This window comes from Bradyrhizobium sp. BR 10289 (assembly GCF_019455385.1).
Taxonomy (GTDB): domain Bacteria; phylum Pseudomonadota; class Alphaproteobacteria; order Rhizobiales; family Xanthobacteraceae; genus Bradyrhizobium.
The window spans coordinates 151,722-167,638 of sequence record NZ_JACOFR010000009.1 but is presented as its reverse complement, the minus strand read 5'-3'; the positions used below and the strand labels follow the sequence as shown (position 1 = coordinate 167,638).

17 protein-coding genes are annotated in these 15,917 nt (G+C 64.7%); 5 read left to right on the top strand and 12 right to left on the bottom strand.

The genetic code is table 11. The features are described 5' to 3' along the window. Positions 1-6 precede the first annotated feature (6 nt). On the top strand, positions 7-1,299 hold the full coding sequence (locus tag HYH08_RS17680; RefSeq protein ID WP_220011076.1) for an adenylosuccinate synthase: 1,293 nt from the start codon (positions 7-9) through the stop codon (positions 1,297-1,299). Positions 1,300-1,336: 37 nt separating this feature from the next. Continuing rightward, positions 1,337-3,025: a hypothetical protein gene (locus tag HYH08_RS17675; RefSeq protein WP_220011075.1), complete on the top strand. Its 1,689-nt coding sequence runs from the start codon at positions 1,337-1,339 to the stop codon at positions 3,023-3,025. A gap of 206 nt (positions 3,026-3,231) precedes the next feature. Here HYH08_RS17675 and HYH08_RS17670 read toward each other — a convergent pair whose 3' ends face one another. The 3 genes from HYH08_RS17670 to HYH08_RS17660 all read right to left on the bottom strand — a co-directional run bounded on the left by HYH08_RS17670 (position 3,232) and on the right by HYH08_RS17660 (position 4,292). Then, on the bottom strand, positions 3,232-3,525 hold the full coding sequence (locus HYH08_RS17670; protein WP_228747893.1) for a hypothetical protein: 294 nt from the start codon (positions 3,523-3,525) through the stop codon (positions 3,232-3,234). A 241-nt stretch (positions 3,526-3,766) separates the two neighbouring features. Then, positions 3,767-3,991, bottom strand: a complete 225-nt coding sequence (locus HYH08_RS17665; protein ID WP_220011074.1) for a hypothetical protein — start codon at positions 3,989-3,991, stop codon at positions 3,767-3,769. Between the two features lie 55 nt (positions 3,992-4,046). Then, on the bottom strand, positions 4,047-4,292 hold the full coding sequence (locus HYH08_RS17660) for a hypothetical protein (protein WP_220011073.1): 246 nt from the start codon (positions 4,290-4,292) through the stop codon (positions 4,047-4,049). Positions 4,293-4,445: 153 nt separating this feature from the next. Here HYH08_RS17660 and HYH08_RS17655 point away from each other — a divergent pair, with 153 nt between their 5' ends. Together HYH08_RS17655 and HYH08_RS17650 are read left to right on the top strand one after the other, a co-directional pair. Beyond that, positions 4,446-4,871, top strand: coding sequence for a DUF5413 family protein (locus tag HYH08_RS17655; RefSeq protein WP_220011072.1), 426 nt, complete (start codon positions 4,446-4,448; stop codon positions 4,869-4,871). Between the two features lie 60 nt (positions 4,872-4,931). After that, the gene (locus tag HYH08_RS17650) at positions 4,932-5,462 is read left to right on the top strand and encodes a DUF4112 domain-containing protein (protein ID WP_220011071.1); all 531 of its coding nucleotides are present in this window, start codon (positions 4,932-4,934) and stop codon (positions 5,460-5,462) included. Between the two features lie 267 nt (positions 5,463-5,729). On the opposite strand, the gene HYH08_RS17645 is transcribed toward HYH08_RS17650, so the two are convergent. From HYH08_RS17645 to msrA, 4 genes are all read right to left on the bottom strand, one after another. Further along, positions 5,730-6,020 carry a hypothetical protein gene (locus HYH08_RS17645; protein ID WP_220011070.1) on the bottom strand — a complete coding sequence of 97 codons (291 nt, stop codon included), beginning with the start codon at positions 6,018-6,020 and terminating at the stop codon, positions 5,730-5,732. A gap of 213 nt (positions 6,021-6,233) precedes the next feature. After that, on the bottom strand, positions 6,234-6,398 hold the full coding sequence (locus HYH08_RS17640) for a DUF3309 family protein (RefSeq protein WP_167533287.1): 165 nt from the start codon (positions 6,396-6,398) through the stop codon (positions 6,234-6,236). A gap of 108 nt (positions 6,399-6,506) precedes the next feature. Then, the gene (gene msrB / locus HYH08_RS17635) at positions 6,507-6,935 is read right to left on the bottom strand and encodes a peptide-methionine (R)-S-oxide reductase MsrB (RefSeq protein WP_220011069.1); all 429 of its coding nucleotides are present in this window, start codon (positions 6,933-6,935) and stop codon (positions 6,507-6,509) included. Between the two features lie 30 nt (positions 6,936-6,965). Continuing rightward, entirely contained in the window at positions 6,966-7,670 is a 705-nt protein-coding gene (gene msrA, locus HYH08_RS17630; RefSeq protein ID WP_220011068.1) for a peptide-methionine (S)-S-oxide reductase MsrA, read from the bottom strand. Positions 7,671-7,918: 248 nt separating this feature from the next. Between msrA and HYH08_RS17625 the strand changes: the two genes are divergently transcribed. Beyond that, a complete protein-coding gene (locus HYH08_RS17625) occupies positions 7,919-9,604 on the top strand; it encodes a caspase family protein (protein ID WP_220011067.1) in 1,686 nt (561 codons plus the stop codon). 30 nt (positions 9,605-9,634) lie between these two features. Here the strand turns inward: HYH08_RS17625 and HYH08_RS17620 are convergent, their stop codons facing one another. The 5 genes from HYH08_RS17620 to napA all read right to left on the bottom strand — a co-directional run bounded on the left by HYH08_RS17620 (position 9,635) and on the right by napA (position 15,913). Beyond that, entirely contained in the window at positions 9,635-11,005 is a 1,371-nt protein-coding gene (locus tag HYH08_RS17620; RefSeq protein ID WP_220011066.1) for a twin-arginine translocation signal domain-containing protein, read from the bottom strand. Positions 11,006-11,089: 84 nt separating this feature from the next. Beyond that, complete coding sequence (locus tag HYH08_RS17615; protein ID WP_220011065.1) at positions 11,090-12,205, bottom strand: ATP-dependent DNA helicase; 1,116 nt, start codon at positions 12,203-12,205, stop codon at positions 11,090-11,092. 89 nt (positions 12,206-12,294) lie between these two features. Continuing rightward, the gene (locus HYH08_RS17610) at positions 12,295-12,936 is read right to left on the bottom strand and encodes a NapC/NirT family cytochrome c (RefSeq protein ID WP_220011064.1); all 642 of its coding nucleotides are present in this window, start codon (positions 12,934-12,936) and stop codon (positions 12,295-12,297) included. Next, positions 12,933-13,403 (bottom strand): nitrate reductase cytochrome c-type subunit, encoded by a 471-nt coding sequence (locus HYH08_RS17605; protein ID WP_220011063.1) that lies wholly within the window; start codon positions 13,401-13,403, stop codon positions 12,933-12,935. Before HYH08_RS17605 ends, HYH08_RS17610 begins: the two co-directional genes overlap by 4 nt. Then, the gene (gene napA, locus HYH08_RS17600; protein ID WP_220011062.1) at positions 13,400-15,913 is read right to left on the bottom strand and encodes a nitrate reductase catalytic subunit NapA; all 2,514 of its coding nucleotides are present in this window, start codon (positions 15,911-15,913) and stop codon (positions 13,400-13,402) included. Before napA ends, HYH08_RS17605 begins: the two co-directional genes overlap by 4 nt. Positions 15,914-15,917: the final 4 nt, after the last annotated feature.

Here is a 15,917-nt window from a genome sequence, read left to right as displayed (position 1 = left end):
CCGCGAATGGCCAACGTTGTCGTCGTCGGCGCCCAATGGGGCGACGAAGGGAAGGGCAAGATCGTCGACTGGTTGTCGGAGCAGGCGGATATCGTCGCGCGCTTCCAGGGCGGCCATAACGCCGGCCACACGCTGGTCATCAATGGCGAGACCTACAAGCTCGCGCTGCTGCCCTCGGGCGTGCTGCGTCCGTCGAAGCTGGCGGTGATCGGCAACGGCGTGGTGTTCGATGCCCAGGCCTTCCTCGACGAGGTCGCCAAGCTGCGCGGACAGGGCGTTGCGGTCGGTCCGGAGAATCTCCGCGTCGCCGAGAACGTCACCCTGATCCTGCCGCTGCATCGTGAGCTCGACGCCCTGCGCGAGTCCTCGAACGCTGCGACCGCGATCGGCACCACCCGCCGCGGCATTGGACCTGCCTATGAGGACAAGGTCGGCCGCCGTGCCATTCGCCTGATGGACCTCGCCGACCTCGACACGCTGCCGCACAAGATCGACCGGCTGCTGGCGCATCACAACGCGCTGCGCCGCGGCCTCAACCTGCCGGAGTTCGACGGCAGGGACATCCTGAAGGAGCTGAGCGCGCTGGCGCCGCAGCTGCTACCTTACGCCGAGACCGTGTGGCGCCTGCTCGATCAGGAGCGGCGTGCCGGCAAGCGTATCCTGTTCGAGGGTGCGCAGGGCGCGCTGCTCGACGTCGACCACGGCACCTACCCTTACGTCACCTCGTCGAACACGGTGGCGGCGCAGGCGGCGACCGGCACCGGCCTCGGCCCGGGCGCGGTCGGCTATGTGCTCGGCATCTGCAAGGCCTACACGACCCGGGTCGGCAAGGGCCCGTTCCCGACCGAACTCCTCAACGAGATCGGCGAGGAGATCGGCCGTCGCGGCCGCGAGTTCGGCGTCAATACCGGACGCAAGCGCCGCTGCGGCTGGTTCGACGCCGTGCTGGTGCGACAGACCGTCCGCACCTGCGGCATCACCGGTCTGGCGCTGACCAAGCTCGACATCCTCGACGGCTTCGACACGATCGAGGTCTGCGTCGGCTACAAGCTCGACGGCAAGGAGATCGACTACTTCCCGGCCGGCGAGGGCGCGCAAGGCCGGGTCGAGCCGATCTACGAGACCATCGAGGGCTGGAAGGAGCCGACCGCCAATGCCCGGTCGTGGGCCCAGCTGCCGGCCCAGGCCATCAAATATGTCCGGCGGATCGAGGAATTGGTGGGGTGCCCGGTGGCGCTGCTTTCCACCAGCCCCGAACGCGAGGATACTATCCTGGTGCAAAATCCGTTTGAGGCTTAACGATCTCTTACCGGGACGCGCGTATCATTGAGTAGAAATGGCTGATTACTATCCGCTGATCGCCCGCGCTATTGCCGCCCTGGACCCCAATGCTCCCGGCGAAAGCCGTCGCGCGCTCTATGAGCGGGCGCGCACGGCCCTGATCGCGCAGCTCCGCAGCGTTCAGCCGCCGCTCTCCGAATCCGAGATCACCCGCGAGCGGCTGTCGCTGGAAGAGGCCGTCCGCAAGGTCGAATCGGAAGCCGCCCAGCGCGCCCGCGACGCCTCGCGTCCTGGCGGCGGCGCCCCCCGCAGCGGCGGCAGCGGCGATGCCTTCCGCCGCGCCAGCACCCGTGCGGCCGAGGCGGGCCCCGCCGGGGCCCCTCCGGCAGGTCCGCCGCGGACCCGTCCGGCGCCGACGCCGCCACGCGCCGACCGTCCCTCCTTCAACGTCGACGACCAGGGCGATGCCCCGCGTCCGCCGCGCGCACCGCGTTTCGACGCGCCGCGCCAGCCAGGACCGTCCGGCGGCCCGCCCGCGCCGCCGATGCCGGAGCCGCCGGCTCCCCCGCCGGCCGGACGCGATCGCCAAGGTGATCGTCAAGCTCCACGCCGTCCGCCGGACGCCGGTGCGCCCCCCACGTTGCCTGCCGCACCCGGCGTGCGCGGCTTCCGCGACATCACGGCCGATGCCAACGATCTCGGCGGCGCCGCCGCACAGGCCAACCGCGCCGCGCGCCGCACCTATGCCAACGTGCCCTCGCCCTCGCCGGAATTCGACCGGCTTGAGCCGAGCCTGGAAAACCGCGTCGGCGAGGGCGAGGCGCCCTATTCCTACGACGAGTCGATCGAGGAGGCCGAGCGCTACGCGCCGCGGCCGCCGTCGGGGCGCCCGCACATCCCCGTCCTCGACCGCGACGGCAAGAAGCCCAAGCGCCGCGGCTCTGTCTTCCCGTTCAAGACCGCGATCGCCGTCGGCATCGTGCTGATCCTGGTCGGTGCCGGCATCCTCTGGGGCAAGCAGGCGGTGCAGATCGCGAGCGGCCTGCTCAAGCCCTCGCCGACCCAGGTGGCGGAGGCGCCGAAGGATTCCTCGCAGCCGCAGAGCAAGCCCAAGATTCCGGATCGCGTCGGCCAGCCCTCGGCCGACCAGCCGGTCGCGCCGGTGGCGCAGAAGGTCGTGCTCTATGACGAGGATCCGTCGGATCCGAAGGGCAAGCAATATGTCGGCTCGGTGGTGTGGCGGCTCGAGCCGATCAAGGCTTCGGGCAGCCAGAAGGCCGACGTCGCCGTGCGCGCCGACATCGAGATTCCCGACCGCAAGTTCAAGATGACGATGTCGTTCGTGCGCAACACCGATGCGTCGCTGCCGGCGAGCCACACCATCGAACTGAACTTCACCGTTCCCACCGATTTCCCCGGTGGCGGCATCGGCAATGTGCCGGGTGTCCTGATGAAGTCGAACGAGCAGGCCCGCGGCACGCCGCTGGCGGGCTATGCCGTCAAGGTCACGGATTCCAAGGTGACGGATCCGGTGAAGGGCCCGACCGGCATCTCGACGCTCTTCCTGGTCGGATTGTCGAATGTCGATGCGGACCGCACCCGTAACATCCAGTTGCTGAAGGAGCGCTCCTGGTTCGACATGCCGATGGTCTACACCAACCAGCGCCGCGCCATCATCGCGATCGAGAAGGGCGCCCCCGGCGAGCGCGCCTTCAACGACGCCTTCGCGCAGTGGGGCGACTGAGCTTGGTCACCTCTCCCCAGCGGGGAGAGGTCGGATTGCTATGGCGCGCAATTGCGCGCCTGAGCAATCCGGGTGAGGGGCCGCAACGTTCAGTGAGAGTGTAACCCCTCACCCGGACCGCATCTTCGATGCGCTCCGACCTCTCCCTACGGGAGAGGTGAAGCGCCCCCTAACCGGCAGCTCTGTCTACTTAGGATTTGCTAGCCTTACTGCGCCGCGGCTTCGCGCTTCCGTGCCGCCGTTGCGGCGGCGTGCTCGCGGTCCATCACGGCGCGGCAGCCGGGGCTGACCTGCGACTTGTTCCGCACCATGCAGGCGGTGATCCGGGAGATGTCGGGGATTTCACTGGAGCACAGCCGCATCGCATCGCCCGAGCACATCTGCTGCGCTTCGGACGAGAAGGCGAAGCCGGGCGATGTCTGGACTGCGATGGCGGTGGTGAGAGCCAGAAGCGAAGCGGTGGTTTTGAAGAGAGTTGCGATGGTCTGGCAGCGTGTCATGAAGATTGCATCCCCGCGTTGGCTTGAGCCATTTCGTTTTGGGGCGCCGCACACGGCTTGATCTGCCGCATGTCACAGCCTTCACGCCGGGAACTCAATCCCGCATGTGGTCGCTCGATTTCATGATGTTCGAATCGAAAAGTGCTGCGCCGCCCGAGCGAAGTATGCGCCATCGCCGGACAGCTGCAATGGGCGACGCGAAGGAATTCGCAATTGTTGCACGCGAGTCACGTCGCGACGATCAGGCCATCCGATCGGATGATGTACTCGCCGGTTCCACGTCAGCGAGCGATGCGGCGTGCTCTTCCACCGCGCTCGCGCCCTTGGCGGTGAGCTCGAACAGATCGCCGTCCTTGATCACGTAGCCGTCGGCGATCAATTGGACCATCATGCCTTGCCGGTCGTCGGCAAAGGCAACGGATTGACTGATGTCCTTCAGGACCGCGAGCTGTTCGTCGCGCAGCATCGTATCAGCCTCCGTTCGCGGGGAATGTCATCACATCCCGATCTTACATGCCGACTTACATTCCATGGCTCTGGAACACCTTGCTGCACGACTTCGACAGTTTTGCGCGGTTCGCCTGCAGGCAGCCTTGAACCGCGCCGTCATTGCCGAGGTCCTTGCGGCAGAGCTTCGATGCATCGCGCGAGCAGGCGTTCTGTTCCTGCGGCGTGCCCATGTGGCCTTGCGCGAGAACCGGCGTCATCGACGCGCCGCTCAGGGTTGTCAGGATGAGCGTCACGGTAAGAACGAACTTGCGGGACATCGGCACGGCTCCAAATCTGACAAGGGTTACGAATTTCAAGTCCTGTCTGAACTCGTCGCTTTGCCACTTGTTCCCTTCTTGCGGCGGGCGCCTGCGCCGGCTGTTGAGGGTTCCCGCAGCACTGCTATAACGGGGCAGGTGTGAGGGGTTGTGATGAAACGCTATCTGGTGTTTGCGCTGGTCGGGCCGTTCGTCGGCGGGTTCCTGCTGCTGCTGACCACGACCTACCAGTCCGGCTATTGGGCCCAGACCAATCTCGGCGAGGTCGGCAAGCTGTTCGCGGTGTTCTTCAAGACCCTGCAATACAGCTATCTGTTCGGCTTCCTGCCCTCGCTGATGATCGGGGCGGTCGACGACATCCTGCTCCATGTCCGGCGGATCCCGCCTAGCGTGCGGATGCTGCTGGTCGGGCTGATCGCCTTCGTCCTGGCGACGCTGACCTACAGCTCGCGCGGGCCGGATTCGGGCGCGGTGCAGTTCGTCCTGTACGGCCTCGTCGGCTTCGTGCCGGCGGTGATTTCATCCTGGCTCGTGCATAGATATATCGAGGAGCCGCAGGCCGCGCCGGCCTCGACCTGAGCACGCGACGTTCGCGCGCGTGCAGCAACCTCCGCCGCGTTGGCGCGTTTCCCTCCGGTTATGACCATGCCCGACGACGATATTCTCGCCCCCCGCAAATCCCGTTCCGGGAGCACCTTCCCCGGCGCTGGTGCGCGCGGGCCGATCATCGATCAGGACGGTCACGAGATCCGGCCCGAGACGCTGGAGCAGGGCTTTCGCGAGTTTCGCTTCGAGTTCGGTCAAGGAAATCCATTCGGTAATCTGACGCGCGAACAGCGCATCGCGCGGATCGAGGCGATCGCAAAGCTGCTCGACGTCGCCTTCGTCCTGCCCGGCACCAATATCCGCTACGGCATCGACGGGCTGATCGGCCTGATCCCCGTCGTCGGCGACATCATCACGACAGCGATCTCGCTGTGGCTGGTGCGGGAGGCCCGCGCGCTGGGCGCGCCCTGGTACATCACCGCGCGCATGCTGGGCAACGTCGCCCTCGACGGCGTCGTCGGCATCGTGCCGTTCGCGGGCGACGCCTTCGACGTCATGTTCCGCGCCAACATGCGCAACGTGCGCCTCCTGCGCCGCTGGCTCGACAAGCAGCCGAAGATGTAGCTCTTCGCCTCTTCTCGCTCCTCTCTCGTGTCCCGGACGCGCTGCGGCGCGTAGTGCCGCTGCGCAGAGCCGGGACTCAGAAGGCAACACGGGAAGACGTGTAGACATGGGCCCCGGCTCTGCAGCGCACCGCTGAAGGAGCGCTGCGCTGCGTCCGGGGCACGAGAATCATCGCCTAGCTCCCGCAAGCGAGAGAACCAAAACGCAAAAAGCGCGACAGCCTTTCGGCCATCGCGCTTTCTCCGCACATCGGAGTGTGGCGAAAACTTACGCCGCGTCGGCGTCCGTCTCGGCAGCGGCCGGCTTGGGACGGCGGGGCAGCGGGAAGGCCTCGCTCTCATAGAGCGAGCGGATGCCGTTCTGGTCGAAGCGCGCTTCCTCGACCTGGAGATAGGCGCCGTTCAGCGAATCCGTCGGCAACTGCTCCATCGCGAACTGCACGGCTTCGGCCGCGGTGCCGAACCGGCGATAGGTGAAGCCGGCACGCTTCTTCTTGCGGATCGCAGCGGGGAAGAGTTCGGCGGAGGTGTTGAAGTTGAACGGACGCAGTGGACGCATGGTCAAAGACCTCGTGATCTTCTCTGGGGCTTTAAGCGCGTGGGGTTTGAGGGGGCAGGGGCCGCAATCGAGCGGGCCGCCGCACATGTCATTTTCGCCCTCTAATATAGGCCGATTTGACGGAAATGCGACCCCTGCGATGCGAGATGATGAATCCGCGCATGGCAGCCCCGCGGGAGCTATAAACTCAAGAACTTCAATAACTTAAATGGTTTATAGTTTGCCAAGAAGCAGCAGCACGATCAGCACCACGAGCACGACCCCGCCGATACCCATGCCGGAATGGCCCATGCCGTAGCCATAGCCGCCGATCCGGCCGGACAGACCGCCGAGCAGGTAGATGATCACCAGGATGATCAGGATGGTCCCGAGCGACATTTGCGTCCTCCCTGGCGGCCGTCAAAAGACGCCGATCAGCTGCACCGCCAAGGAAGAAAAGCACATCCCGCAGCCGGGTTCCATGCCGGAACCCGGCGGCGCGTCAGGTTATTTGGGCTCAAGCTTCAGCGCCGCCGAGTTGATGCAGTAGCGCAGGCCGGTCGGTCCCGGGCCGTCGGGGAAGACGTGGCCGAGATGGCCGCTGCACTTGGAGCAGAGCACTTCGGTGCGGATCATGCCGTGGCTCACGTCCCGCTCCTCGTCGATATGGCTCTCGACCGCGGGCGCGGTGAAGCTCGGCCAGCCGCAGCCGGAATCGAACTTGGCATCGGATTCGAACAGCACGTTGCCGCAGCCGGCGCAGACATAGGTGCCGGCGCGATGATCGTGCTCATATTCGCCCGTGAAGGGACGCTCGGTCGCCTTCTCGCGCAGCACTGCGTATTGCATCGGCGACAGCTCGCGGCGCCACTGCTCTTCGCTCTTGATGACCTTGTCGGTCGTGTTGGTGGTCGTTTTCGTCTTGGTGTCGGGCATGGGTCTCCCGTTTTGTCTGTGCTCTGAAGATCAGTTGGTGGCCTTGCTGGCATTCACCAGCGTCGGCTTCTCGATGTAGTTATCCGCGAACAGCTTTTTCAGGTTCTCGACCTTGGGCAGGTCGTTATAGGCAATGTAGGGCTGGTTCGGATGCAGCGTCAGATAGTCCTGGTGATAGGCCTCGGCCGGATAGAACGCCTCGAGCGCGCCGACCTTGGTCACGATCGGCTTGCCGAACACTTTCGCGCCGTTGAGCTGGGCGATATAGGCCTCCGCCACCTTCTTCTGCTCGTCGGAGGTGGTGAAGATCGCCGAGCGATATTGCGTGCCGGTGTCCGGCCCCTGGCGGTTGAGCTGCGTCGGGTCGTGCACCACCGAGAAGTAGATCTGGAGGATCTTGCCATAGGAGATCTTCTTGGGATCGTACTTGATCTCGACCGATTCCGCGTGTCCCGTGCGGCCGCTCGAGACGGTCTGGTAGTCCGCCGTCGCCTTGGTGCCGCCGGCATAGCCGGAGACCGCGTTGACGACGCCGGCGGTGTGCTGGAAAACGCCCTGCACGCCCCAGAAGCAGCCGCCGGCGACAACGGCGGTCTGGATGCCGCTTGCCGGCGCCGCGTCCATCGCCGGGGCGGGGATCACCACCGCGTCCTCGGCGGCCCGGGACGGCACGGCAAAGGCCAGCGTCAGGGCGGTGGTTGCGGCGAGCAGGGTCAGAAGGGCAGGACGGCGCATGGCGAAGCCTCTTTCCGGAAGGTTGCGACAGTCTAGGTCGGTTGGCGCCGGGCGAACAGCCTGCCCGGCCGCATTTTCGCGTCATCCGAGATACGGAGAAAGCCGGCGATTGTTACGCCGGGACGGACACGAGCCTGTGAAATAGGCCGCATACGAGGCTGGCTTGGCGTGTTAGGGAACTCGTCGTGAGATGAACCCGTGCGATCGACCATCGACTTAAAAGTGGTGGCTGGAGCTGGCCTGAGAACATGCTGCGCGTCGTTTCCCTGACCCTCGTCATCCTGATCTCCGCCGCCGCGACCGCCGCAGCCGAGCCCCAGCTCGGCGACGATCTCGCCGTTTGCCGCGACCGCCAGGCGGATGCCCAGGCCCGTGCGACCGCCTGCGACAATCTGCTCAATGCCGACCGCCTCACCGGCAAGGACAAGGCGATCGCGCTGACCGTGCGCGGCAACACCCAGATCAACAAGCGCGACTACGTCCATGCCATCGAGACCTTGTCGATGGCCGTCGAGCTCGATCCGGACTACGTCATAGCGCTCAACCTGCGCGGCCTCGCCCACGAGCGCAAAGGCGAGGAAGACCTTGCGATGGCGGACTACAATCTCGCGCTCCAGAAGCGGCCGACCTACGGCGTTCCCTACAACAACCGCGGGGTCATCCAGCTACGCCGCGGGGCGCTGCAAAGCGCGATCGACGATTTCAACATGTCGATCAAGTACACGCCCAAATTCCTGCTGCCCTGGACCAATCGTGCCCGGGCGCGCACGCTGCTGAAGGATTACGACGGTGCGATCGCCGATTTCGCGGAGGCCGAGAAGATCGATCCGACCGCACCGCAGGTCAGCGGCAACCGCTGCATCACCTGGGGCCTGATGGGCAAGTACGACCAGGCCTTTGCCGATTGCAACAATCTGATCGAGAGGCAGCCGAAGAACGGTTTCGCGATCAACAACCGCGCCGACGTCTTCATGATGAAGGGCGACCTCGATTCCGCGTTGAAGGACTACAACACGGTCATCCAGCTCTACCCCAACAACGTCCGGGCGCATTCAGGCCGCGGCCAGATCTACGAGCGGAGGAAAGACCTCGCCCAGGCCCGGGCCGACTACCGTTCGGCGGCCTATTCGCTGACCAACTACGACGAACTCGACGTCGCCCGCGCCCGCGCCATCGCGCAGGAGCGGCTCGCCGCGCTGACGCCGAGGGAGCAGGCCGCGCCCACCGGCCGCCGCGTCGCGCTGGTGGTCGGCAACGGCGCCTACAAGAACGTGCACGCCCTGCCCAATCCGCCGCGCGATGCGAAACTGATCGCAAGCGTGCTGAAGGATGTCGGTTTCCAGACAGTGATCTCCGTCAATGACCTCACCCGCGACAAGTTCTTCCAAGCGCTGAAGACCTTCGCCGACGAAGCGGAGAAGGCCGATTGGGCCGTGGTCTATTATGCCGGCCATGGGTTCGAGATTGGCGGGGTCAACTATCTCGTCCCGGTCGATGCCAAGCTTGCCGCCGACAAGGATGCCGAGACGCAAGCCGTCGCGCTGGAGCAGGTCATCGCCGCCGTCGGCGCGGCGCGAAAAGTGCGCCTCGTGATCCTGGATGCCTGCCGCGACAATCCGTTCGCGCCGACCATGCAGCAGACGCTGTCGCTCAAACTGGTCGACAAGGGCTTTTCCAACATCGAGCCCGGCGCCGGCTTCATGGTGGTCTACGCCGCCAAGCACGGCGAGACCGCGATCGACGGCGAGGACGGCGCCGACAGCCCGTTCTCCACTGCACTTGCCCGCGAGATCAAGGTGCCCAAGGTCGAGATCCGAAAGCTGTTCGACATCGTCCGCGACGAGGTCTGGAGCGCGACCAAGCACGAGCAGCAGCCGTTCTCGTACGGCTCGCCGCCGGGGAGAGAGGACTTTTATTTCGTCGCGGGGAAGTGAGGCGGCGCGTGGCGCTGGCGGCGATCTCTTTCACATCAGCGAATTGAACCATTCGAAGACCGTGGTGTTCCCATTCAGCGCGGTGCCGTCGCCATAAAGACTCGCCAGGAACGTGCCGCGATGGCTCGCGCCGTTGACGGCAACGCCATCTGCCAATTGTCCCCCCGAAGCCGGCGCCATCTTGACGAGGCTTGGGTACAGGGCCTCGTCGGCCAATCCGTAGTAGAACCTGATCGGAGAATCGTAACCCCAGAAGGTGGCGCTGTTCGCGGCGAGGCGGCGCAGGAATTGGCTGTTGGTGTCGTCGGTGAAGCGTTCGAAGAATCCGTCAACCAGAAAGTCGGAGGCTGGCGGAATGGATTTCGCGATCTCGCCGTCCAGGCTGTAGTGGGACCAGTACGTTTCGGCAAAGGCGCGGTATTGCGGCTTGATAGCGGCATCGAACAGCCTGTTCAGGTCATAGTACCGCCGATAGCTTCCGAGCAGGACGATGATACAGGGTGTGATCCAGGCCGGGGGCAGCGGATAGGCGCTATCCGTGGCCGGAATGTAGGATTTGGGGCTCACCCAGTAGTGGAAGCTTTCGGGTAGATTGTTGAATGGACTCTGGGCTGCGGTTGCGGTCACCGCGATGCGCCGCCGCTGCATCTCCTGCTTGAGCCATTGCGTATTCAGTGCGCCCTGCGACCAGCCGTTCAAGACCAGCGCGGATTTGCGCAGGCCCAGTTTCCCGAGTTCCAGCAATCCGGCATTCAGAACATCGAGGCAGCATTGGACGGTTGCTTCCTTCACCGCATAGGCTTCGCCGCGACCACCGCGATAGGGCCCCTTGCCCAGATAGTCGGCGGCAATGACGGCGTAGCCATTGCCTGCAAAACGCTGGATGTTGAAGAGCGTCTCGATCGAATCGACGTTGTCGCGCAGCTCGTAGCCGTCGGATTCCAGCCGCGTGAGATTGGAAGGGACCTGATCGAACGAAAGGATCGTGCCGTGCTGCCACGAGAGGACGGGCAGGGCGCCGCGCTTGCCGGCCGGGACGGCCAGCAGTCCGCTGACCTTGACCCTCTCGCCCGTTTCCTGAACGCGCGTGAAGGTCGTGATGCGCTTCAAGTCGACGTCGAAACGTGCGGAATGCTTGGCGGGAAACTCCGCGGCCAGGACGTTGTGCTCATTGAAGACGGAATAGAACTTGGCTGCCAGCGCATTGAGCCGCTCCCGGGAGATCCGGATCGGCCTGTCCGAAACGACGCGTGATGCCCGAGCAGGCGATGAAAGAGCCATACGAGGCATCGCCGTCGCAAGCGCGACGGAACCGGCTGTCATGCTCGCGGACTTGAGAAAGCCGCGACGGTTCATGGCAACGGCCTTCAGGTATCCAGGTCTTGTTGTGCGCGCGCCCATGTGTTCGCTCCGGAAAGGTCGCGATGAGCGGTGATACACGCCAAAGCCTAGCGCCTGGTGAATGTGAGAGACCAGCCGCGGGGACTATACCACGATACTCAGCCGCTTCGCTGCCCGCGTGATCCCCGTGTACAGCCACCGCGCCCGGCTCTCCCCAAACGCAAAACTCTCGTCGAACAGCACGACGTCGTCCCATTGCGAACCCTGCGATTTGTGCACGGTCAGCACATAGCCGTAGTCGAACTCGTCGTAGGGCTTGCGCTGCTCCCAGGCGATCTGCTCGACGCCACCCTCGAAGCAATCGGCGCGCACCGAGACCTTCGTCACCTTGTGCCCGAAATCCTCATCGGGCGAGAGCCGCATCGAGAGGATGCGCGACTTCGAGCGCGAGGTGTTGCGCGATTTCACGCGCCACAGGCCGCCGTTGAACAGGCCCTTCTTGCGGTTGTTGCGCAGGCACACCAGCTTGTCGCCGGCGACCGGAAACACGTCCTCGATGTTCTGGCGCTGCCGCACGCGCATGTTGTAGGCGCGCCGCGTGTTGTTGCGGCCGACCAGCACCTGGTCGGCGCCCATGACGCGGTCGGGATCGAGCTCCTTCCGCGACACCACTTCGCTCTCGCCGTAACGGCCGATGTCGAGCTCGCGGCCCTCGCGCACGTCCATCGACATCCGCACGATCGGATCGTCCTGCGCCTGGCGGTGCACCTCGGTGAGCATCGCGTCCGGCTCGACATTGGTGAAGAAGCCGCCGCCCTGGATCGGCGGCAACTGCGCGGGATCGCCCAGCACCAGCAGCGGGCAATCGAACGACATCAAATCGCGCCCCAATTCGGCATCGACCATCGAGCATTCGTCGATCACGATCAGCTTGGCCTTCGATGCCGGCGCATCGTCCCACAATTCGAAGCTCGGCTGCTCCTCGCCGGATTCGCGGGCGCGGTAGATCAGCGAATGGATGGTGGAGGCCTCGTCGCAACCCTTGTTGCGCATGACGAGGGCCGCCTTGCCGGTGAAGGCGGCAAACTTCACCTCGCCGTCGACGCCCTCGGCGATGTGGCGCGCCAGCGTGGTCTTGCCGGTGCCGGCAAAGCCGAACAGCCGGAAAATCGGCGGCGTGCCGTTCCGGCCCGGTTTGGCCTTGAGCCAGTCGCCAACGGCCTTGAGCGCGGCATCCTGATGCGGGGTGAAAGTGGCCATGTCTGTCATGAGAGAGGGCGAAACGAGGCGATTCGCCATCCCCCAAAACTAACCATTCGCCCCGAGGGTTCAAGCGGCCCGGATCGGCCCTATTGCCACCCCGGCACACCCCGCATATCCGGCAATTGATGCGCGATGCCCTTGTGGCAGTCGATGCAGGTCTTTTCCTTGGTGAACAGGAAACGCTGGTGCGCCACTGAGGCCCGCGGCGACTGTTTCGTGATGTCCATGGAATCGGCGCTGTGGCAGTTCCGGCATTCCAGCGAATCGTTGGCCTTGAAGCGCGCCCATTCATGGGCCGCCAGCTCGAGCCGGTGGTCCAAAAACTTCTCGCGCGTGTTGATCGTGCCGAAAATCTTGCCCCAGACCTCCTTGGAAGCCTGCATCTTGCGCGCGATCTTGTCGGTCCAGTTGTGCGGCACATGGCAGTCCGGACAGGTCGCGCGCACGCCGGAGCGGTTGGTGAAGTGGATGGTCGACTTCAGCTCGGCGTAGACGTTGTCCTTCATCTCGTGGCAGCCGGTGCAGAATTTCTCGGTGTTGGTCAGTTCCAGCGCGGTGTTGAAGCCGCCCCAGAAGATCACGCCGGCGGCAAAGCCCGCCAGCACCAGCACGCCAAGCCCGAACACCGAGCTCGGCCGGATCAGCACCTGCCAGAGCTCGAGCAGAAAGGCCCAGCTTCGCGCAATGAAGCCGTGCTTGGCTTTTGGCTCGTCAGCAGTCGCCGTCATCGCCGGCCACCCGGGCTTGCGCGCGACAGCAGCGTGTCGATATCCGTAAAGTCATTGCTCACGGGCGGCGTCGCGGTGTTCTGCGGCACGTGGCATTCAGTGCAGAAGAACCGCCGCGGCGACATCGAGGCCAGGAACTGGCCGTTGCGGTCCATGAAGTGCGTGATCGACACCATCGGCGCCTGCGATTCCGCCGTGCGTGCCCGCGCGTGGCAGGACAGGCATTTGTTGCCATTGAGGTCGATCTGGTAGCCGTCGATGCTGTGCGGGATCACCGGCGGCTGCTCCGGATAGTTGCGCGACTCCCGCTCCGAGGTGTTGCGGTTCGGCAGCATCGGCGGCGCCGGTCCTTCGTCATTGAGCGGGGTCGGGCCGCGCAGGCCAGAATTGACGGTCTGCGCGGTGAGAGAGCTCGCACCCGCGGCGATCGCGACCGCGAGCAGGGCAATGCCAAATCTTCTCATCATGACTGGGTCACCCGCTCGATGCGCACGGCGCATTTCTTGTAGTCGGTCTGCAGCGAGATCGGATCGGTGGCGTCGAGCGTCACCTTGTTGATCAGCTTCGATTCGTCGAACCACGGCACGAACACGAGGCCACGCGGCGGCCGGTCGCGCCCGCGGGTCTCGACACGGGCGCGGATGAAGCCGCGGCGCGAGACCACCTTCACTTCGTCGCCGCGCCGGAGCTTGGCTTCCGAGGCATCATCGGGATGCATGAAGCAGACCGCCTCGGGAAACGCCTTGTAGAGCTCGGGCACGCGGCGCGTCATGGTGCCGGAATGCCAGTGCTCCAGCACGCGGCCGGTCGAGAGCCAGAACGGATAGTCGTTGTCGGGCGATTCCGCCGGCGGCTCGTAAGGCAGCGCGAAGATGCGCGCCTTGCCGTCGGGGTAGCCGTAGAACTGCACCTCGGTGCCCTGCTTGACGTAGGGGTCGCTGCCCTCGCGGAAGCGCCACTTCGTCTCCTGGCCGTTGACCACGGGCCAGCGCAGGCCGCGCTCCCGGTGATAAGCCTCGAACGGTGCGAGGTCGTGGCCGTGGCCGCGGCCGAACGAGGCGTATTCTTCGAACAATCCCTTCTGCACGTAGAAGCCGAACGCCTTCGCTTCTTCGTTCGCGTAGCCTTCCTCGATCTCCGTCACCGGGAATTTGTCGACCTGGCCGTTCTTGTAGAGCACGTCGAACAGCGTCTTGCCGCGCACCTCCGGCTTCTTCGCGATCAGCTCTTCCGGCCACACCTCCTCGATCTTGAAGCGTTTTGAAAATTCCATCAGCTGCCAGAGATCGGACTTGGCTTCGCCCGGCGCCTTGACGAGTTGATGCCAGAACTGCGTGCGCCGCTCGGCATTGCCATAGGCGCCTTCCTTCTCCACCCACATCGCGGTCGGCAGGATCAAATCGGCGGCGAGCGCCGTCACCGATGGATAGGCGTCAGAGACCACGATGAAATTGTCGGGGTTGCGGAAGCCGGGATAGGTCTCCTCGTTGGCATTGGGGCCGGCCTGGAGGTTGTTGTTGACCTGTACCCAATAGGCGTTGATCAACCCGTCCTTCAGCATCCGGCTTTGCAGCACGGCGTGCGCGCCGTTCTTGTCGGGAATGGTGCCTTCGGGCAGCAGCCATAGATGCTCGGCATGGTCGCGATGCGCCTTGTTGGTGACGACCATGTCGGCGGGCAGGCGGTGCGAGAAGGTGCCGACCTCGCGCGCGGTGCCGCAGGCCGAAGGCTGGCCGGTCAGCGAGAACGGGCTGTTGCCGGGCGAGGAGATTTTTCCCGTGAGAAGATGGATGTTGTAGACGAGGTTGTTGCACCAGACGCCGCGGGTGTGCTGGTTGAAGCCCATGGTCCAGAACGAGACCACCTTTGTCTTGGGATCGGCGTAGAGCTCGGCCAGTGCTTCCAGCCGGTTCAGCGGCACGCCGGACATTTCGGCCGCCTTTTCCAGCGTGTAGTCCGCAACGAACCTGACGTATTCGTCGTAGCTCATGTCGGTGGAGTCGTTGGCCTTCGCGGCGCCCGTCGCCTTCTTCTGCAGCGGATGCTCGGGCCGCAAGCCATAACCGATGTCGGTCTGGCCGCGCCGGAAGATGGTATGCGCGGCGACGAAGTCCTTGTTGACCCGGCCGGTCTTGATGATGTGGTTGGCGATGGCGTTGAGGATGTAGAGATCGGTCTGCGGCTTGAACACCATGCCGATGTCGGCGAGATCGAACGAGCGATGCTCGAAAGTCGAGAGCACGGCGACGCGGACATGCGGCGCAGAGAGCCGGCGATCGGCGAGACGCGTCCACAGGATCGGATGCATCTCCGCCATGTTGGAGCCCCACAGCACGAATGCATCGGTCGCCTCGATGTCGTCATAGCAGCCGGCCGGCTCGTCGATGCCGAAGGTGCGCATCATGCCGGCGACGGCCGAGGCCATGCAGTGGCGCGCGTTGGGATCGATGTTGTTGGTGCGGAAGCCGGCCTTGTAGAGTTTCGAGGCGGCGTAACCCTCCCAGATGGTCCACTGGCCGGAGCCGAACATGGCGAGACCGTTCGGCCCACGCTTCTTCAACGTCTCCTTCCACTTCAACTCCATGATGTCGAAGGCTTCGGTCCAGGTGACAGGCGTGAAGTCGCCGTTCTTGTCGTATTTGCCGCCTATCTTGCGCAGCATCGGCTGCGTCAGGCGGTCATGGCCGTACATGATCTTGGAGAGGAAATAGCCCTTGACGCAGTTGAGACCGCGATTGACCTCGGCCTTGATGTCGCCATGCGTGGCGACGACGCGGTTGTCCTTGGTCGCGACCATCACGGAACAACCGGTGCCGCAGAAGCGGCAGGCGGCCTTGTCCCATTTCAGTTCGGACGTCTCGCGCTCGGTGACGAGATTGGCGGCGAGAGCAGGGGCCGGCAGGCCCGCGGCAGCGGCCGCAATCGCGGCGGCCTCGAGCTTGAGCATCTGGCGACGGTCGAGCTTCGGCGATGTCATGATG